Source organism: Pedobacter ginsenosidimutans, assembly GCF_001442625.1.
Taxonomy (GTDB): Bacteria; Bacteroidota; Bacteroidia; order Sphingobacteriales; family Sphingobacteriaceae; genus Pedobacter; species Pedobacter ginsenosidimutans.
On sequence record NZ_LMZQ01000005.1, the window covers coordinates 1 to 18920 of the forward strand.

Here is an 18920-nt window from a genome sequence, read left to right on the forward strand (position 1 = left end):
GTCCTTCGACAAGCTCAGGATGACAACCACACAAGATTGACTGCCAACTCCAAACTTAAACTGCTGGCTCCTGCTGGCTCAAACAATGAAAGCTTCCCAATCCCCAGATAATATCAACCGAATTGATACCGATAACCTTTCTATCTGGGAAACAACCTTGAATAATAGCTAAAGCTTTCTGGTCGTTTACATCATCAAAAATTGGCACAATTACCGCTGCATTAGCAATGTAAAAATTGGCATAAGACGCTGGTAAACGGGTATCTTCATGAATAACCGGTGATGGCATAGGCAATTGAACAATATTCAATGCTCTGCCATCTTTTAGCTTCATGGCTTTTAAAGCCTCCAGATTTTCTTGCAACAAAATATAGTTTTCATCCAGCGGATTGCTTTCTACAACTGTTAAAACAGTATCTTCATTAACGAAGCGAGTGATATCATCAATGTGCCCATCAGTATCGTCGCCAACAATTCCATCCCCCAACCATAATACCTGATCCTGGCCATAATATTCAAGCAAATATTGTTCAATCTGCGCTTTGGTTAAATGCGGATTACGGTTTTCGTTCAACAAACAAGCAGTGGTGGTTAAAACCGTTCCAGCACCATTAAATTCTACCGAACCTCCTTCCATCACAATATCTGGTGTAAATAAAGATAAATTGAAATGTTTGGCAATTTTTGTCGGAACCACGTCATCCAAGTCAAACGGAGGGTATTTTCCACCCCAGGCATTGTATCCCCAATCTACAACAGCCTTTTCATTTCCTTTTAGCAAAAATGCAGGTCCGTGATCGCGGCACCAGGCATCGTTCGTTTCGTTAAAATAAAATTCGATCTGGCTTAAATCGGCATCTACTTTTGTTAATTCAGAAACAGCAAAAGCTTTCATTTCTTCATCTTTCACATTGATGCGTACTTTTTCGCCTTCGGCAACAGCTTTAATAAACTGACAGTACGGTTCGTAAATGGTTTCGATTTTCCCAGGCCAGCTCTCCTCTTTATGCGGCCAGCTTAACCAGGTTGCCTCATGTTTAGTCCACTCGGCAGGGAAAGCATAACCTTGTTGTTTCGGTGAATAATCGAATTGATTAATATTTAGATCTTTTTTTGGAGGAAAGTTTGACATTTAATTCTAATTTATAAAATGAATGGTCCGTGAGGACACAAACCATGGATTTGGATGGTCGTCATCTCGACTGAAGCGCAGCGCAATGGAGAGATCTATTAATAAAATAATTGAAGATTAGATTTCTCGACTCCGTTGCACTCCGCTCGAAATGACAATTTTTGGAGATTTAATAAAATAAACTATCATCCATAGTTCTTCGCTTTAGGCTTTGGTCTTTAACCTTTCAGCTTAATCCCCGTCAATATATCTTTTCGTAATCGGCTGGTAGGAATCAATTCTTCTGTCTCTTAAAAAAGGCCAGTGTTTACGGAAGAAATCGGATTCTGATAGATCCAGTTCAACTACCTCGGTTTCTTCCTGATCGTGAGAACCTAAATAAAGTATTTTGCCCTGTCCGTTTGTGGCGAAACTTCCACCCCAGAATTTCATGGCGCCATCTTGCTCAAAACCTACGCGGTTTACACTCACTACAGGCACACCGTTTGCAACCGCATGTGAACGTTGGATGGTTTGCCAAGCATTGTATTGATCTTGGTTGGTTTCTTCGTCCTGATCGGTAGCCCAGCCAATTGCAGTTGGATAAAACATGATATCTGCACCCATTAAAGCTGTAATACGTGAAGCCTCTGGATACCATTGATCCCAACAGATCAGGATACCAATTTTAGCAAACTTGGTTTGAAAAACCTTGTAGCCTAAATCGCCTGGCGTGAAGTAAAATTTTTCGTAGAAAGCAGGATCATCAGGAATATGCATTTTACGGTATTTACCTAAATATGAACCATCAGCATCTAAAACTGCCGTTGTATTGTGGTATAAACCTTCAGCACGTTTCTCAAACAAAGAAGCAATAATTACCACGCCCAATTCTCTGGCTACCACTTGTAAAGCATCAGTAGATGGTCCTGGAATAGCTTCAGCTAAATCGAAATTGTCGTAATCTTCAACATCGCAGAAATACAAAGAAGTAAAAAGCTCTTGCAAACACACAATCTGTGCACCTTTTGCAGCTGCTTCTCTTACTTTAGCAATCGCTTTATCTAAATTTTCTTGTTTATCTTTAGTACAACTCATTTGTACCAAGCCAACTTTTACTTTCTTCATGTTTTCAAAATGATTGAATTAACGAATTAGCGAATGATTGAATGTTTTAATTGCGCTTTGCACACTTACTCATTCAAAAATTCATTCATTCAAAATTAGGCTGCAAAGTTACTATTTTGTTTAAAAGTAGAGCGGCATAATTATGTAATTGTTTTTGAAAAGCAAATGTAGATAAGGAGTTTTACGTATGTAATCGATTGATATAGTACCAAAGAAACCAATATAATACCAAACGTCTTATATTCCCAAACATATAACTTGATGAGCATTTACAGAATAATGATAATTTTTGTATCATTATAAAAAAATTAACCTCGAAATGAATCTCATCAGACCCAACGAACAAAGGGCTAAAACGGCCATATTAATGATCTGGATCGTTTTAGCATTAGAAATTATATCATTTTTTTCAAGTTATCTCCAATATGACCTTTTAAAAAGCGTTTCATCAGGAAGTGCTGTTTCAAATAGTGAGATTAGCGCTAATGACCTAAGAGAGGGAATTATCGGTTTTTTATACTTTGCCTTATATTTAATCTCTTGCATTACTTTTATCAGATGGTTTAGAAGGGCGTACTTTAATCTTCAGCTAAAAACAGATTATCTTTCCAGTTCTGATAATTGGGTTGCAATAAGTTGGTTTATACCTTTTATCTGTCTCTACAAGCCCTATCAGATAATGAAAGAAATGTATACAAAAACCAATGAAATCTTATTTGAAGAAGCAAACCAGACAAAAGCGATTACAACTTCATATTTAGGCTGGTGGTGGGGTCTTTGGATTATCAGTAATATTATTGGTCAAGTCGTTTTCCGTACAACATTGAATAGCGATAATATCGATTCGCTAACAAGTGGAACTATTGTCAGCATGGTAGGAAATGTTATTAGCTTACCCCTCTCGTTAATTACCGTAAAAGTGATTAAAGATTATTCAGATATTGAACATTTGTTGATAGAGGTAAAAGGTGACAAAATTATAACGTCAACTGAAAATACGTATTTAAATCCTGAATTCTAAAATATGGCCTCTTGATAAAATCAAGAAGCCATGTTTTGATTAAAACCAAATTAAGGGTTGATATTATCCTTTTTAGGTTTTGGTTTTGTTTCTACAATTTCTGCAACGGCTACCACTTCTTTACGTTTTTCTGGGTCCATGAGCTCCATCAGCTTCAAGCCCAGTAGGCCATCCATCGCCGAGCCGCCATGATTACCACCATTGCCACCGATCAGCACATCAGGGATCAACTTCACATTACCTTTTGATAACTCTTCGGTAATTTTGTAACGGGTAAAGTTTTCGCCGCCCAAAGCTTTCACGGCAAGTTCGTAAGCTTCGGCGGTTGATTTACCTACCGCTAAAATTTTACCTGCTTCTGCACTACCTGTTAATGAAATCTGTTCAGCCTCTGCTGATGCACGCAACTTAATCGCTTCCGAATCGGCCTGTGCTCTTGCCTTAGTTGCTTCAGCCTCGGCATGCGCCCTCATTTTAGTGGCCTCGGCCTCCGCTCCTACAGCTAATTTTACACCAGCGGCATCACCTTCCGATTTTTTCACCGTTGCACTTGCGGTCCGTTCAGCAATCTCTACACTTTGTTGTGCCTTCACAATATCTTTCTGCATATCGGCAATCGCGGTTTCTTTCTCCATTCCCTGACGCGTTTCCTGCGCTTGTTTCTGGGTTTCGTAAGTAACCTTTTGCTCTTCCGCAATTTTACGGTCGGTTAAGGTTTTCATTAACGATTCTGGTGGAACAATATCACCAATCAGCGTATCAACAGCATTTACATTATATTCGTCAAGCACTTTACGGATATGCTCTTTTGCCGATTCCTGACGCTCTTTACGGGTGCTTAAGAAAGCAATCACATCACTTCCTTGCGCGGAGTTACGGAAATAGTTACCAATTGTGGGCTCTAAAACCTGCGAAACCAGATTCACCATATTCCCAAAACGTGCAATTACTTTAGGGGCTTCTGTAGTTGGCACATGGATAATCTGTGCAACATCTAAATTAAAGGGGAAACCGTCTTTAGAACGTACAGTAATGGTTGATAGGTTTTTATCCAGATTGTGCGCCTCACTACGTGCCGATGCCCAGTTTAACACCAAGTTGGTGGTTGGCACCAGCTCTACCTTCATAATGTATTTGTTAATCGGATATTTACCCGGACCAAGCGGCTCCAGCCAAACGCCTTTTGAGCCTTTGCCAACAATATTACCATGTTTAAAGTCCGCACCGGTTAAGTCATTCCCATCTGTACCAATAAACGAGATCACAACACCAACATAACCGATTGCAATTTCGGTCATTGGGATTTCCTCCAACTGGATTGCCCATGGGTTTAAGTTATAAGAACCCGCCAAAATTACCTGGGGCTGCAAACCACGGTTACCACCTTGTTTTATAAAGGCATCGAAATCCTGGAAATTGTTGTGCCCATCAACCAATTTACCGGCAATTTGGTTAGCCTCAATCGGTAAACCATCCAACGTGGTTACAATGCCCACCATGCTTTCCTGAATACGGATCATATCGGTTACGGAAACCTGAAACAACATGGTATTGATACGATAAGAACCCGAGGTAATGTAAGACGTTTGCCGGCCTCGCTGACCGCCATTTTCGAGAAATTTCACCGCATCCTGAAAATTATCAGACTCTACCCTTTGCCCAAGGATATTCCCCGTCGGGATTTCGGAACCATCTTTGGCCATAATCAGTCCGATTTTTCCTTCTGGGATGATGGTAAATTGTTCCATCGTTACGCTGTACTGCCAGAACCACATTCCGAAATACAACCCTGGGGCCAGGGTTTTTCCCTGAAAACCGGCTTCACCTTTAACCGCGATGATGCGGCCATCGGGCAGCTCGCGATCGGAACCAAAGAGTACGAATTTTTTGGTAATCAACCCGATCCTATCTTCAGGTACGATGACCATCCCGAATAAGAAACGTAAAATATATTTGTATAAAACTACGCACAACAGTGCCACTAAAACCCACCAATAATTAGAAATGAGCGCTTCCATAATCTTTTATATTTTTCTATTTTTTTAACCTGATAAACCATTTATCAAGCACGATATAGATATCAAATGACGTGCTTTGTTACCATCTTTAACACTTATTTTCAAACTATTTTTTATTGATTTTAAGGCCCGAAAGATGACTCAGGATCAGCTGAACTCAAAATACCAACTGCAGATGACATTTTGAAGAATCCCCTAACTGAACGATTATAAACACCAAAAACTAACCTTTTAGGTTTTATTAGATAGTGGCAGAAATTTTAAATGTACAAACTACAATTAATCGAAAAAATGTGTCCCTTTTTTGACCTATACAATTGACCAAAAAGGGATACATTGTTGGTCATATTGGATTGGAAAAGAAATAACGACGAGCAAGAATGAAGAGTTCTCAGAAAAGGGCAGAACCCTGGTAAACTAAACCCGATTGCACGAATGGCGATTCCTTCTAATCGGCAGAAGGAAAAGCGGAACTGGGACCAACCAAAAGGCGCTGGACCCTGCTTTTCAAATTATTTAACCACAAAGACACGAAGATCACAAAGTTTATACGCCAATCTCTTCTCTATATTCCTGCTGCAACTCAAATAAACATTTGGCACAGAGGCAGCCATCGTAGAGTTCGGATATATATTGTACTTCATTAATGCTTAACTGTACCACGCTGCACTGACATTTAGTGTAAGAATTTGCCTTACATTCAATAGCACTATTGCATCGCTCGCAAGGGATGATTTCGTGTTTGCTATGTTTTAAGGTTGAAGGCATAAGGTATAAGGCTTAAGGTAAAACCTATTGCATTACAAAAATATAAACAAAAAACAAGGTTTTGAGCGTTCACCCAAAACCTTTACTTTACAATTGCTTTTAAGGAACTATAGCTAGTTACCTTTCTTAACCTAGTTTAAGTTTTTCTTGCAAGGTACTGTTCATCTTTGTATAGTACAATTTATCCTAGCAAAGATTATGAAAATAGTAGTTATCGGCGGTACCGGCCTTATTGGTAACCAAATCGTAAATCAATTACAAAACAGCGGACATGAGGTGATCGCTGCCTCGCCCAATAACGGAGTGAACACACTTACTGGCGAAGGTTTAAAAGAAGTATTACAAGGGGCACAAGTAGTGGTAGATGTATCTAACTCACCATCTTTTGAAGACGCTCCTGTGATGAACTTCTTCAAAACCTCTAACGAAAACCTGTTGCCTATGGCAAAGGCAGCAGGAGTACAGCATCATATTGCCTTATCTGTAGTGGGCACCCAAAAACTCCAGGCCAGCGGTTATTTTCGTGCCAAACAAGTGCAGGAAGACTTGATCAAAGCATCAGGCATTCCCTATACCCTTGTTCATGCTACCCAGTTTTTTGAATTTGCCGGAAGCATTGTTCAAATGAGCATGACCGATGGAAAAGTAATCCTACCTGCAGCTAACATTCAACCTATCGCCAGTAAAGATGTAGCTACTTTTATGGCCAAAGTAGCTTTGGAAAAGCCCGCTAACCAAATTCTTGAAATTGGCGGACCTGAAAAATATGATATGGCAATATGGATAAGGCAATACTTGCAGGCAACTCACAAAAACGATGAGGTAATATCTGATGTTCAGGCTCCGTACTCGGGAGCATTGTTAACTGCCGACACACTGGTGCCCGAAGCAGCTGTTTTTCTTGGTGAAACCCATTACACAGATTGGGTTGCAATTACTAAAAATCAACGATAAAAAAAAGCCCGATACAATGTACGGGCTTTTGTATTTGGAGGGTGTTTTAAATAACCTCCTTTAAAATTCTATCTTGAGTCAGACCCTGAAACAACTACCCCGAGCAGCTGATACAGCCTTCTTCCATTGAACAAACTGGTCCGTCAACGATTTCTTCTGCAACCTGATCTTGTGTCATTTCAGCTGGGATAACCGCTTCAATTGCTTTACCACCCTGGTTCTCTACTGTAAATTTAACGGCCTGAGAAGCTGCTTGTGTACGCAAGTAGTACATACCGGTTTTTAAACCTTTCTCCCATGCATAGAAGTGCATTGAAGTTAATTTTGATGTATTTGGTGCGTTTACGAACAAGTTTAACGATTGCGATTGGCAGATATATGCACCACGATCGGCAGCCATATCGATGATATTACGCATCTTGATCTCCCAAACGGTTTTATACAATTCTTTAATGTAATCTGGAATTGAATCAATAGCCTGAATAGAGCCATTAGCCAATATGATCTGATTTTTCATATCGTTGTTCCATAAACCTAATGCTACTAAATCTTTCAATAAATGCTTGTTTACCACTACAAACTCCCCGCTTAATACACGACGGGTGTAAATGTTAGAAGTATATGGTTCGAAACATTCGTTGTTACCTAAAATCTGAGAAGTAGATGCAGTTGGCATTGGTGCAACCAATAATGAGTTGTATACACCATCTTTCACTACTTTTTTACGCAATGCATTCCAGTCCCAACGGCCGCTATCTGGTGTAACATTCCATAAATCGAACTGGAATTTACCTTTTGATAATGGAGAACCTTTAAATGTTTGGTAAGGACCATTTTTCACAGCCAAATCGTGCGAAGCTGTCATCGAAGCAAAATAAATCGTTTCGAAAATATCTTTATTTAAACGTTTAGCCTCATCACTTTCGAAAGGTAAACGTAATAAGATAAAGGCATCAGCCAAACCTTGTACACCTAAACCAACGGGACGATGGCGCATGTTTGAGTTTTCGGCTTCTGGTACTGGATAATAGTTATGATCGATGATCTTATTCAGGTTTAAAGTAGCCTGATACGTTACATCGTATAATTTTTGGTGATCGAAAGCACCATTGATTACGAAACGAGGCAATGCCAATGAAGCTAGGTTACAAACCGCAACTTCATCTTTAGAAGTATACTCGATAATTTCGGTACATAAGTTAGAGCTCTTAATGGTCCCTAAGTTCTGTTGGTTAGATTTGCTGTTCGCTGCATCTTTAAACAACATATATGGCGTACCGGTTTCGATTTGCGAATCTAAGATAGCAAACCAAAGTTCTTGTGCTTTAATGGTTTTACGGCCACGGCCTTCAGCTTCGTATTTAGTGTATAATTCTTCGAATTCCTTACCGAAACAATCTGCCAAGCCTGGTGCCTCGTGCGGGCAGAATAATGTCCAATCGCCATTATCTTTAACACGTTGCATAAACAAATCGTTAATCCAAAGGGCATAGAACAAATCACGCGCACGCATTTCTTCTTTACCATGGTTTTTACGAAGATCCAAGAATTCGAAAACATCTGCATGCCAAGGCTCTAAATAGATTGCGAAAGCACCTTTACGTTTACCTCCACCCTGATCTACATAACGGGCCGTATCGTTAAATACGCGTAACATTGGGATGATACCGTTACTTGTACCGTTTGTACCGCCAATGTACGAGCCAGTTGCACGAATATTATGGATACTTAAACCAATACCACCTGCACTTTGCGAAATTTTAGCCGTTTGCTTTAAAGTATCGTAAATACCTTCGATACTGTCATCCTGCATGGTTAACAAGAAACATGACGACATTTGAGGTTTTGGTGTAGCTGCATTGAACAAAGTTGGTGTAGCATGTGTAAACCAACGCTCGCTCATTAAGTTATACGTTTTGATTGCACTCTCGATATCTTCTTTGTGGATACCAACAGAAACACGCATAAACAAATGTTGAGGGCGCTCTACAATCTGACCGTTAACTTTTAAAAGGTAAGATTTTTCTAAAGTTTTAAAACCGAAATAGTCGAAACCGAAATCGCGGTCGTAAATGATAGAACTATCTAAAATATCCTTGTTTTTTTCTATAATCTCATAAACATCATCAGCGATAAGAGGAGCATCTTTCTGCGCTTTCGGGTCGAAATATTCGTACAACATTTTCATCGTACCCGAGAATGATTTAGTGGTGTTTTTATGTAGGTTGGAAACCGCAATGCGGGATGCCAACAAAGCGTAATCAGGGTGTTTTGTTGTTAACGAGGCAGCAGTTTCTGCAGCAAGGTTATCCAATTCCGATGTGGTTACACCGTCGTATAAACCCTCGATCACCTTTTTGGCTACATCGATTGGATCTACAAGATCTGAATTTAAACTATAGCACAACTTTTGAATGCGGGCTGTGATTTTGTCAAATTGCACCGCTTCTTTGCGGCCATCTCTTTTTAGTACGAACATATTTTATGAGATTTAAGTTTTATTATTAAGTCGTGAGTATCAAGTATCAAGACCTAATCATCACTTTGTATTTTTTGTTATTTATTTATTAGTATCGAATAGCAGGTATCAAGTAGCGAGATCAAAACCTTTTGCTTCCCACCTTTTAACCCTCTACCTTAAAAGTCTTCATCTAAAGAAAACGCCTGTTTGTTATTATCTGCAGAAGTTAATACACCGCTCTTCTGATAATCGCCAACACGTTTCTCGAAGAAGTTGGTTTTACCCTGCAATGAAATCATTTCCATAAAATCGAATGGATTGGTTGCATTATAGATTTTTTTGTAACCCAGCTCCTGTAACCATCTGTCGGCTACAAATTCGATATACTGGCTCATTAATTTTGCATTCATACCAATTAAAGCAACCGGTAATGCATCAGTAATAAATTCTTTTTCAATTTCTACAGCATCACTAATAATGCCATGAACTGCTTCTTCGCTCAATTTATTGCTTAACATGCTGTAAAGTAAACAAGCAAATTCGCAGTGTGAACCTTCGTCTCTCGAGATCAGCTCGTTACTGAAAGTTAATCCCGGCATTAAACCACGTTTCTTTAACCAAAAAATAGAGCAGAAACTTCCGCTGAAGAAAATACCTTCAACCGCAGCAAATGCCACTAAACGCTCAGCAAAAGTTCCGTTTTCGATCCAACGTAAAGCCCACTCCGCTTTTCTTTTTACTGCAGGAACAGTATCAATGGCGTGGAACAAACGGTCTTTTTCTTCAGGATCTTTAATATAAGTATCGATTAACAATGCATAAGTTTCTGCATGGATGTTTTCCATCATAATCTGGAAACCATAAAAACAACGTGCTTCTGGCAATTGAACCTCACTCATGAAGTTTACCGCAAGGTTTTCGTTCACAATACCATCACTAGCAGAAAAGAAAGCAAGGATGTGCGAAATGAAATGTCTTTCGCCATCGTTTAAATTGTCCCAGTGTTTCTGGTCGTCAGAAAGATCAATCTCTTCTGCAGTCCAAAAACTAGCTTCGGTCTTTTTATACATTTCCCAAATTGCCGGATACTTAATCGGCAAAAGCACAAATCTATCTTTGTTTTCTTGTAGTAATAATTCCTGTTCCATACGCTGATGTTTTTAATTCTATTTTTTTAACAGAGCCGACAAAGGCACGCATCCATCAATTTTATATGATGATTGTAATGTCTTTTATCAAAACGCTGTTGTGAAAGTGCTAACCCTATTGCCTGACAAACAACTGAGTTTTTAGTTAGGGAAAATTTAAAATTGCAATCAGGTGATGTACGTATAAATTACTAAAAACTAAGCTTTTATATTTGTTTTCAAGCGCAAGAAGTTAAAGAACTTTGTTATAACAAATATATATACGGTGGCCCTTTTTTGTGAACCAAAGTTGTTAACACCCTGTTCAATTGCTGGGGAAAAACGATCAGTCGAATATCATTTTCAAGCGAAAAAAAAGCTAATCGTTTCTTTTCAAGCGCTTAGCAAACCAAAATGAGTGTTAATAACTTAAATTTGAGGGGTATAATAAGCACTAAATAGAGCCAAAAGGAGTATTACTCAACTGTATAACTGAGGCTTACTTTAGCTATGCCTTTACGGAAGATACCGATCTGTTTTGCAGCACGTTCAGACAGATCTATGGCTAATCTTTTAGAGAAAGGGCCACGGTCATTTACCTTTACTACTACCGATTTTCCGTTGTCTGGATTGGTTACTGTAACCATGGTGCCGAATGGCAGCGTACGATGGGCGGCCGTTAGTTTTTTTGCCCGGTATTTGGCGCCGCTGGTGGTGCGGCGGCCTTCGAATTTTCTGTGATAATAAGTGGCGAGAACTGTTTTTTTGATACTATCCGGTTCGTTTGATGAATCAGAATCTTGTGCTTTACCTTGTAAAAACAGGAAACAAAAACTTAATAACAGCAGATACTTCATAGGCTAAATTTTCTTTATCGAGCCTGCAAATATAAGCATTTAGTTTATAATCAATAATTTGTGGAAAAACAGCCCGGTTTTGCGCATTAAAAAAGGCGTACAACTTATCGTCGTACGCCTCTACCTAACCCTTCTACATCCACCTTATTTTTGATCTGGCACGAAATTCATTGAGATCGAATTTACGCAATGACGGGTGTCTTTATTGGTAAATCCTTCGCCCAAAAATACGTGGCCTAAATGCGCGCCACAATTGGCGCAAACAATTTCTGTACGTGAGCCATCGGCATCAGGAATACGCTTTACAGCGCCTTTAATTTCGTCATCAAAAGCAGGCCAGCCACAATGTGCATCGAACTTACTTTCCGAACGGTATAAGGCTGCATTACAACGTTTACAGGTATAAGTTCCTTTATCTGTAGTATGCTCGTATTTACCTGTACCAGGGTATTCTGTACCTTTATTTACAATTACTCTTTCTTCTTCGGGTGTTAATGGATTCCAGTTCATTTTCTTCTTTGGTATGATTTGTTCTGTTTCCTTCGATTGTTTTACGGCTTTCTTATCTTGCTTTTGGGCACAAGCGGAAAGACCTGTTATTAAAACAACAGCAGAAACCAAAAATAGTTTATTTAACATCGTTTTCATATATCAATATACGACATAGATTTTGTTTTGGTTTGCAGGTTTAAGAGAATGGGGTAGTGTTTACAAAGCGATGATAAATGAGGATAACTAATTAGAAATCCACCACAGAGTACACAGAGAAAACAGAGATAAAATTATATATTGACCATTTTTATAACTGATATAAGATTCTTTTCGCTCTGCAAGATTCGAAATTAGTAAATTACATAACTCTGGGTGCTCTGTGCATTTTCTTAGTGCCCTCTGTGGTAAAACTCTACTTAAGATTCAAATAAAACAAAAAAAGCGCCTCGAAATTAATCGAAACGCTTTTCTATAAAGAGATTTTTAAATCTTATTTTGCTAATTCTTCTGCCATTGCAGCACCGATTTCAGCAGGACTTTCTACTACACGGATACCACACTCGCGCATGATTTTCATTTTAGCAGCTGCAGTATCGTCAGCACCACCAACAATAGCACCAGCGTGGCCCATTCTACGTCCCGGAGGCGCAGTTTGACCAGCAATGAAACCAACAACAGGTTTAGTACCGTTTTCTTTGATCCAACGGGCAGCTTCTGCTTCCATTCCACCACCAATTTCACCAATCATGATGATACCGTGAGTTTCAGGATCGTTCATTAATAATTTAACTGCTTCTACAGTAGGTGTTCCTATAATTGGGTCACCACCGATACCGATAGCGGTTGTAATACCTAAACCAGCTTTAACAACCTGGTCTACCGCTTCATAAGTTAAAGTTCCTGATTTAGAAACCACACCTACATGACCTTTTTTGAAGATAAAACCTGGCATGATACCGATTTTAGCTTCATCAGCAGTAATTACACCCGGGCAGTTAGGGCCGATAAGCGTAACATCGCGGTCAGCAATATATTCTTTAACCTGAATCATATCCTTAGTTGGGATACCCTCAGTAATACAAACAATAACTTTAATACCGCCTTCGGCAGCTTCCATAATTGCATCAGCAGCAAAAGCTGGTGGCACAAAAATGATAGATACATTTGCACCCGTTTTATCAACGGCATCTTTAACAGTATTAAAAACAGGCTTTTCTAAATGCAATTGCCCACCTTTGCCAGGCGTTACACCACCAACTACGTTTGTACCATAGGCCAGCATCTGCTCAGCGTGGTAAGTTCCTTCGTTTCCGGTAAAACCCTGAACGATAACCTTAGAATCTTTATTTACTAAAACGCTCATGTATCAATATTTTTTTTGTGCAAAGCTAATATTATTGAACTGGAATTCAAATCTAAAACCATATTATTTAGTCCGTTTTTTCAGGAAAATGTAAGGAAATCGCCTGTAACTGCCCTAGCATGCCAAATGCTTTATCTCGAAGTAAAGGTGTTAGCACTTTTATCGTATTTAGGCAAGAAAAATAAATACTTTTTGGTGCCACATCAGGAGCAAGCCTTTCGGTTATAAACCTGACAATAGCGAACACCGAACGCAGAGAGGTAAAGCGGATGGCAGGGCTTCACTTGCCAAGAACCACAAGCCACTTGTTTTCAAATCAAAAACATTAAGGGTTAGGAAATGAGCAGTCCTCTGCTTTTGGAGGAGTTCAGTCCCGCTCTCCGTTTTTTCCGATGAAGAATCGGAACCACTGCGATCGGGTTTAGTAACAAAGTGCTGATGCTTGTGGCAACATCCATGCAAAACGCCTAAATTTACTTTTGAAGACTAAAGCTACATACCAAATAATAAAACTATATAATGAAGAAATTAATCTCAATTGTAACCGTTTTCGCTGCAACCTTTATTTCAGTTAAGGCCAGCGCACAAAGTACCGATAGCAGTAAATACATCCTCCAAAACGATATTGAAGTAGCCAAAGAGGAACCTGGTACGCATAACGGCGGTGGTAAAACCATCGGCTTTAATTTTTTCGGGGAGGCGAAAAGCCTGAAAACGGTATTTAAAAAACGTACTTTAAAATCGGGTTCTGCTATAGGTTATCATTTGCAGAAAGAGGATGAAATTTATTATGTAATTAGTGGTAATGGCACCATGCAGATGAACGGAAAAACTTTTGCTGTTAAACCTGGTGATGCCATTTTAACCCGGCCTGGCAGTTCGCATGGCATTGCCCCAAATGCGGGTAACGACTTAACTATTCTGATTGTTTATGAGAAGAAATGATGATATTCGGATTGTAGTGAGATGATACAGTTTGATTATTGCACTAATTTTCATCCTCCAGCCCCCTTCGAAGGGACGTTGAATACTACAAGTACAGCATACTTAACCAAAAATGGAATTAGAAAAACATTATACCAATAGAACAGGTTGGCTAAGGGCGGCAGTGCTTGGGGCCAACGACGGCATTATTTCTACAGCCAGTTTAGTTATTGGTATTGCCGCAGCGAGCGATACCAGAAGTCCGATTGTATTGGCGTCACTGGCCGGTTTGGTTGCCGGAGCATTATCTATGGCCGCTGGCGAATATGTTTCGGTAAGCTCTCAGGCTGATATCGAAAAAGCAGATCTGGCGAGAGAAAAGATAGAACTCGAAACCATGCCCGAATTGGAGCTGAAAGAGCTTGCTAAGATATATGTTGCGCAGGGGCTTGATGAAAATTTGGCTATGCAGGTAGCCATAAAATTAACCGAGAAAGATGCCTTAGGCACACATGCCAGAGATGAACTGGGTATTAACGAAATTACACAGCCCAAGCCGCTTCAAGCTGCTTTTGCATCTGGAGCCTCCTTTATCAGCGGCGGCATTTTACCTTTTTTAGTTGCTTTTCTTGCTCCAATAAAATTGATGGTGTTTTATCAATACGGTTTCGCTATTGTGTTCCTGGCCTTATCAGGTGCAATTGCAGCAAAGGCAGGAGGCTCTAGCATGATTAAAGGAATATTACGGATTTGTTTCTGGGGAACGGTGGCCATGGTAGTAACTGCTTTGGCCGGGTATATTTTCGAGGCCAGAACCAGTTAATCAGTAGGTAGTTTACAGTTCTCGGTTGACGGTTCTATAGTTGCAAAATCTGCGCGCATCCGTGTAATCTGTGGGAACCATTTAAACGTATTTATTCCCGCTGATTTTAAATGATAAACGCAGAATGTAGCTTGGCTTTTCCCGTATCATAATCCTAAAAACGAAAAGCCGGACTAACTTTAATCGTTAATCCGGCTTTGCTTTACTATTTATCCGACTAAAGACTTTTGGCTTCAGACTTAGGCTTTTCTACCTTTGGTTTTGGTTCAGTTTTCCAGGCTTTTACCCATTCGGCCTGTGCAGCTTCGTCATGAAAGGTCCATGCTACGAAACGGCTTATTTTTTGCCCCTGGCTCATTTGAACGGTGGTTACCTCAAAAGCATTTGCTTTAACCAATGCACTGTAGATACTTTTTAAGTTGGCACTTTTTGACACTAATGACGTAAACCATAAAACCTGATTTTTGATCTGCTCACTCTGAATAATCATTTGCTCTACAAAAGCACGTTCGCCACCCGGACACCAAAGCTCGGCCTTGTTTCCTCCAAAGTTTAATACGTGTTTTACTTCTTTTTCGTTACCACCCAGGTTACGCCATTTCTGACGGGTACCTTGCTCGGCTTCTTTTAAGGAAGCATGAAACGGTGGGTTACAAACCACGGCATCGAAACGCTCTTTACCACCTACAATACCTCTAAAAATACCCATTTTTGAAGATTGCTGACGGATTTCTACTGCTCCCTGTAAGGGTTTATTAGCTTCGATAATACGTTTTGCCGAATCGACCGAAAGTGGATCGATCTCAGAACCTACGAAACTCCAGCCATATTCCTGGTGACCAATGATGGGGTAAATACAGTTTGCACCTACACCAATATCCAATACATTAATATTAGCTCCTTTAGGGTTTTTACCTTTATTGCTAGACCCTAATAGATCGGCAACATAATGAATATAATCAGCCCGGCCTGGAATAGGCGGACAAAGAAAATCCTGAGGGATATCCCATTGCGAAATGTTATAGAAATACTTCAACAATGCCCTGTTAAGTGCTTTAACGGCACTTTGATCTGCAAAATCGATAGAATCATCATTGTGTTCGTTTTTAAAAACGAAACGTTTTAATTCTTTTGAGGTTGCAATAAGTTGTTTGAAATTGTAACGCGAACGGTGTTTGTTGCGTGGGTGTAACTCGCTTTTTTCTTTGCGGTTATTTTGTTCTTCTTGAGCCAATGTGCTATGGATTAATTAAACAAGCTGTGTGCATGTTTCTAGCACAAAGGTACATAAAAAAGGTTGAAGGTGTGAAGGTTGAGGGTAGAAGGCTTTTGCATGTGCTATAAAAACAAAGATTTACTATAACATAAATACAAGAAATTTTCCGTGATTTCTGTGCTTCCGTGGCTAAATTATCTGCACCCAGAACTGAAAACTCACAACTACACCTACACCTCCTCTGCTTTTTCTATCATCGCAGGCTGAATTGCTTTCTGATACTTTGCTTCATCAAACTGGTTTTCACTTTTAGCAATTACGATGGTGGCCACGCCGTTTCCGATTACATTGGTTATAGCCCTTGCTTCGCTCATAAAACGGTCTACACCAATTAATATTGAGATATGTTCAATCGGCATAATTTTCAAAGCTGTTAAGGTTGATACCAAAACGATAAACCCACTCCCAGTTACCCCAGCTGCGCCCTTAGAAGTAACCATGAGCACGCCTAAAACCGTAATCTGCTGGCCTAAGGATAAATCGACATGAAAAACCTGACAAAGAAATATAACGGCCATGGCCAGGTAAATTGCCGTTCCATCAAGATTAAAGGAATAGCCGGTAGGAATAACCAAACCAACAACTGATTTATCGCAACCAATAGCCTCCATTTTCTGCATCATGCTTGGCAAAGCTGATTCGGAAGAAGAAGTACCCAGTACAATTAAAATTTCCTGTCGGATATACTTCAGGTAAGCCCATAGGCTAAATTTATAGTACATGCAAATTCCGTTTAAAACGATAAAAATGAACAGGATGCAGGTTAAATAAACCGAGCCCATTAGTTTGGCCATGCCAACTATACTTTCCAGGCCATGCGTACCAATGCTGAAAGCCATTCCACCGAAGGCACCAATCGGCGCTAAACGCATAATTACCTTCATAATTTTGAAGAGTACTTTCGATATTTTATCGAAGGCATTTAAAACGCTTGTTCCCTCTCCGCCCAATTTATTCAGCCCATAACCGAAAAGAATGGCAAATAGCAAAATCTGTAAAATGTTTCCCTCAGCAAAAGCAGCAATCACATTATGCGGGATAATATGCAGGAAAAATTCTGCCCAGTTCATATCTTTAGCCTGCTCGGCATAACCTACAATTTTTGTAGCATCGCTAGCCTTAGTTATCATTCCAGCACCCGGCTTTAAAATATTGGCTACCAATAAACCAATTGCAATAGCCACTGTGCTTACAATTTCGAAATATAACAATGCTTTGCCACCCACCCTGCCTACTTTTTTCATATCGCCCATGTGTGCGATTCCTAAAACAATGGTAAAGAATATAATTGGTGCAATTAACATGCTAATCAGGTTGATAAAACCCTGACTGATTAATTTAGCCGTGGGTGCAAAACCCGGGAAGAAAATCCCAACATTAATCCCGATTATGATGGCTATGATAACCTGAAAGGTTAAGTTGGCAAATAATTTCTTTACGAATTCTATAAATGTCATCTTTATTTTTTTAGGTGTTTTGGCTTGCTATTGAATACGACAGAGTAGGCATAAAATAATTTTATTTATAAATACTGACTTCAATTTTCCCCTCGGCAGTAATTGCGCCTCTATACATTCCTTCGGTATTAAATGGCATAGCTATATTGCCTTTTTTATCTAAAGCAATTAAACCACCATCACCACCCATTTTACCTACTTTATCTAAAGCAATTTTCGATGCCTCTGCAACAGACAATCCCTTGTATTCCATTAAATCGGAAATGGTTTTGGCAACCACATTGCGGATATAAAACTCGCCCCAACCGGTACAGGAAATACCCGCTGTTTCATTATTGCAGTAGGTACCTGCCCCAATAATCGGTGCATCGCCCACACGTCCGTATTTTTTGTTCGTCATACCACCGGTTGAGGTTCCCGCTGCCAGGTTCCCAGCCTTATCCAAGGCCACACAGCCCACTGTACCGAATTTGTAATCGTGATTTTTAATACCAAATAATTCTGATTTCTTGTTTCCATGGTCTAATACCGCTTTTGTTGAATCATCTTTAATGGCTTTTTGTAAGCCATCCCAACGTTCCTTAGTCCAGAAATATTTAGGATCAACGATTTCCAATCCGACTTCTTTTGCAAATTGATCGGCACCTGCGCCAACCATCATTACATGTTCCGATTTTTCCATCACGGCCCTGGCTGCAGAAATTGGATTTTTTATGGTAGTTACTCCAGCAACGGATCCCGCCATTAAGGTTTTTCCATCCATTATTGCGGCATCGAGCTCATTTCTGCCATCATGGGTAAAAACAGCACCTTTGCCCGCATTAAAATGAGGATCGTTTTCTAAAACGTGAATGGTTGCTTCAACAGCATCGAGGCTCGATTTACCTGCTTTAATTTCTGCATAACCTGCATTTAATGCTTTTGTTAAAGCATCAATATAGGCAGCTTCTTTTTCAGGTGTCATATTTTTCTTCAGAATGGTACCCGCACCGCCATGAATTACCATTACATATTTTTTCTGCTGTGCAGAAACCTGCAAGGCTAAAGCCGAAAACAAGAATAAGGCAAATAATTTTAACCGTTTCATCTTCCTATAGATTTAAGAAGCCGTTAAATTAAGAAAATCCTTGAGAATAAATA

The 18920-nt window shown here is 39.6% G+C and carries 16 protein-coding genes; 4 read left to right on the forward strand and 12 right to left on the reverse strand.

What is annotated here, in order from left to right; translation table 11 throughout:
- Positions 1–55 precede the first annotated feature (55 nt).
- Positions 56–1132, reverse strand: coding sequence for an agmatine deiminase family protein (locus ASU31_RS08440; RefSeq protein WP_057931923.1), 1077 nt, complete (start codon positions 1130–1132; stop codon positions 56–58).
- A gap of 231 nt (positions 1133–1363) precedes the next feature.
- Positions 1364–2239 (reverse strand): carbon-nitrogen hydrolase, encoded by an 876-nt coding sequence (locus ASU31_RS08445; protein WP_057931924.1) that lies wholly within the window; start codon positions 2237–2239, stop codon positions 1364–1366.
- Positions 2240–2606: 367 nt separating this feature from the next.
- Between ASU31_RS08445 and ASU31_RS08450 the strand changes: the two genes are divergently transcribed.
- Positions 2607–3260 (forward strand): DUF4328 domain-containing protein, encoded by a 654-nt coding sequence (locus ASU31_RS08450; protein WP_167346167.1) that lies wholly within the window; start codon positions 2607–2609, stop codon positions 3258–3260.
- 50 nt (positions 3261–3310) lie between these two features.
- Here the strand turns inward: ASU31_RS08450 and ASU31_RS08455 are convergent, their stop codons facing one another.
- Both ASU31_RS08455 and ASU31_RS27175 read right to left on the reverse strand, forming a co-directional pair.
- Positions 3311–5278, reverse strand: a complete 1968-nt coding sequence (locus ASU31_RS08455; protein ID WP_057931926.1) for an SPFH domain-containing protein — start codon at positions 5276–5278, stop codon at positions 3311–3313.
- 546 nt (positions 5279–5824) lie between these two features.
- Complete coding sequence (locus tag ASU31_RS27175) at positions 5825–6046, reverse strand: cysteine-rich CWC family protein (protein WP_083505315.1); 222 nt, start codon at positions 6044–6046, stop codon at positions 5825–5827.
- A 198-nt stretch (positions 6047–6244) separates the two neighbouring features.
- Between ASU31_RS27175 and ASU31_RS08460 the strand changes: the two genes are divergently transcribed.
- Positions 6245–7000 carry an SDR family oxidoreductase gene (locus ASU31_RS08460; RefSeq protein WP_057931927.1) on the forward strand — a complete coding sequence of 252 codons (756 nt, stop codon included), beginning with the start codon at positions 6245–6247 and terminating at the stop codon, positions 6998–7000.
- Between the two features lie 94 nt (positions 7001–7094).
- Here ASU31_RS08460 and ASU31_RS08465 read toward each other — a convergent pair whose 3' ends face one another.
- From ASU31_RS08465 to sucD, 5 genes are all read right to left on the reverse strand, one after another.
- Positions 7095–9479: a ribonucleoside-diphosphate reductase subunit alpha gene (locus tag ASU31_RS08465; protein WP_057931928.1), complete on the reverse strand. Its 2385-nt coding sequence runs from the start codon at positions 9477–9479 to the stop codon at positions 7095–7097.
- A gap of 158 nt (positions 9480–9637) precedes the next feature.
- On the reverse strand, positions 9638–10609 hold the full coding sequence (locus ASU31_RS08470) for a ribonucleoside-diphosphate reductase small subunit (protein ID WP_025145778.1): 972 nt from the start codon (positions 10607–10609) through the stop codon (positions 9638–9640).
- A gap of 455 nt (positions 10610–11064) precedes the next feature.
- Positions 11065–11445 (reverse strand): septal ring lytic transglycosylase RlpA family protein, encoded by a 381-nt coding sequence (locus ASU31_RS08475; RefSeq protein ID WP_057931929.1) that lies wholly within the window; start codon positions 11443–11445, stop codon positions 11065–11067.
- A gap of 144 nt (positions 11446–11589) precedes the next feature.
- Positions 11590–12093, reverse strand: coding sequence for a methionine-R-sulfoxide reductase (locus tag ASU31_RS08480; RefSeq protein WP_057931930.1), 504 nt, complete (start codon positions 12091–12093; stop codon positions 11590–11592).
- 334 nt (positions 12094–12427) lie between these two features.
- Complete coding sequence (sucD, locus tag ASU31_RS08485) at positions 12428–13300, reverse strand: succinate--CoA ligase subunit alpha (protein ID WP_057931931.1); 873 nt, start codon at positions 13298–13300, stop codon at positions 12428–12430.
- Between the two features lie 519 nt (positions 13301–13819).
- On the opposite strand from sucD, the gene ASU31_RS08495 reads away from it, so the two are divergent.
- Positions 13820–14245, forward strand: a complete 426-nt coding sequence (locus tag ASU31_RS08495; protein WP_057931933.1) for a cupin domain-containing protein — start codon at positions 13820–13822, stop codon at positions 14243–14245.
- Between the two features lie 112 nt (positions 14246–14357).
- Positions 14358–15047 (forward strand): VIT1/CCC1 transporter family protein, encoded by a 690-nt coding sequence (locus tag ASU31_RS08500; protein ID WP_057931934.1) that lies wholly within the window; start codon positions 14358–14360, stop codon positions 15045–15047.
- Between the two features lie 217 nt (positions 15048–15264).
- On the opposite strand, the gene rlmF is transcribed toward ASU31_RS08500, so the two are convergent.
- The 3 genes from rlmF to ASU31_RS08515 form a co-directional block, all read right to left on the reverse strand.
- The gene (rlmF, locus tag ASU31_RS08505; RefSeq protein ID WP_083505316.1) at positions 15265–16281 is read right to left on the reverse strand and encodes a 23S rRNA (adenine(1618)-N(6))-methyltransferase RlmF; all 1017 of its coding nucleotides are present in this window, start codon (positions 16279–16281) and stop codon (positions 15265–15267) included.
- 212 nt (positions 16282–16493) lie between these two features.
- Complete coding sequence (dctA, locus tag ASU31_RS08510) at positions 16494–17780, reverse strand: C4-dicarboxylate transporter DctA (RefSeq protein ID WP_057931936.1); 1287 nt, start codon at positions 17778–17780, stop codon at positions 16494–16496.
- A gap of 61 nt (positions 17781–17841) precedes the next feature.
- On the reverse strand, positions 17842–18867 hold the full coding sequence (locus ASU31_RS08515) for an isoaspartyl peptidase/L-asparaginase family protein (RefSeq protein ID WP_057931937.1): 1026 nt from the start codon (positions 18865–18867) through the stop codon (positions 17842–17844).
- Between the last annotated feature and the right edge of the window lie 53 nt (positions 18868–18920).

What these genes read in the sequence shown, in the direction of transcription:
- ASU31_RS08495 (WP_057931933.1), top strand. Translation starts at nt 13,820, where the DNA reads ATGAAGAAATTAATCTCAATTGTAACCGTTTTCGCTGCAACCTTTATT.
- ASU31_RS08450 (WP_167346167.1), top strand. Translation starts at nt 2,607, where the DNA reads ATGATCTGGATCGTTTTAGCATTAGAAATTATATCATTTTTTTCAAGT.
- ASU31_RS08475 (WP_057931929.1), bottom strand. Translation starts at nt 11,445, where the DNA reads ATGAAGTATCTGCTGTTATTAAGTTTTTGTTTCCTGTTTTTACAAGGT.
- ASU31_RS08455 (WP_057931926.1), bottom strand. Translation starts at nt 5,278, where the DNA reads ATGGAAGCGCTCATTTCTAATTATTGGTGGGTTTTAGTGGCACTGTTG.
- ASU31_RS08480 (WP_057931930.1), bottom strand. Translation starts at nt 12,093, where the DNA reads ATGAAAACGATGTTAAATAAACTATTTTTGGTTTCTGCTGTTGTTTTA.
- ASU31_RS08470 (WP_025145778.1), bottom strand. Translation starts at nt 10,609, where the DNA reads ATGGAACAGGAATTATTACTACAAGAAAACAAAGATAGATTTGTGCTT.
- ASU31_RS08465 (WP_057931928.1), bottom strand. Translation starts at nt 9,479, where the DNA reads ATGTTCGTACTAAAAAGAGATGGCCGCAAAGAAGCGGTGCAATTTGAC.
- sucD (WP_057931931.1), bottom strand. Translation starts at nt 13,300, where the DNA reads ATGAGCGTTTTAGTAAATAAAGATTCTAAGGTTATCGTTCAGGGTTTT.
- ASU31_RS08460 (WP_057931927.1), top strand. Translation starts at nt 6,245, where the DNA reads ATGAAAATAGTAGTTATCGGCGGTACCGGCCTTATTGGTAACCAAATC.
- ASU31_RS08440 (WP_057931923.1), bottom strand. Translation starts at nt 1,132, where the DNA reads ATGTCAAACTTTCCTCCAAAAAAAGATCTAAATATTAATCAATTCGAT.
- ASU31_RS08500 (WP_057931934.1), top strand. Translation starts at nt 14,358, where the DNA reads ATGGAATTAGAAAAACATTATACCAATAGAACAGGTTGGCTAAGGGCG.
- ASU31_RS08515 (WP_057931937.1), bottom strand. Translation starts at nt 18,867, where the DNA reads ATGAAACGGTTAAAATTATTTGCCTTATTCTTGTTTTCGGCTTTAGCC.
- dctA (WP_057931936.1), bottom strand. Translation starts at nt 17,780, where the DNA reads ATGACATTTATAGAATTCGTAAAGAAATTATTTGCCAACTTAACCTTT.
- ASU31_RS27175 (WP_083505315.1), bottom strand. Translation starts at nt 6,046, where the DNA reads ATGCCTTCAACCTTAAAACATAGCAAACACGAAATCATCCCTTGCGAG.
- ASU31_RS08445 (WP_057931924.1), bottom strand. Translation starts at nt 2,239, where the DNA reads ATGAAGAAAGTAAAAGTTGGCTTGGTACAAATGAGTTGTACTAAAGAT.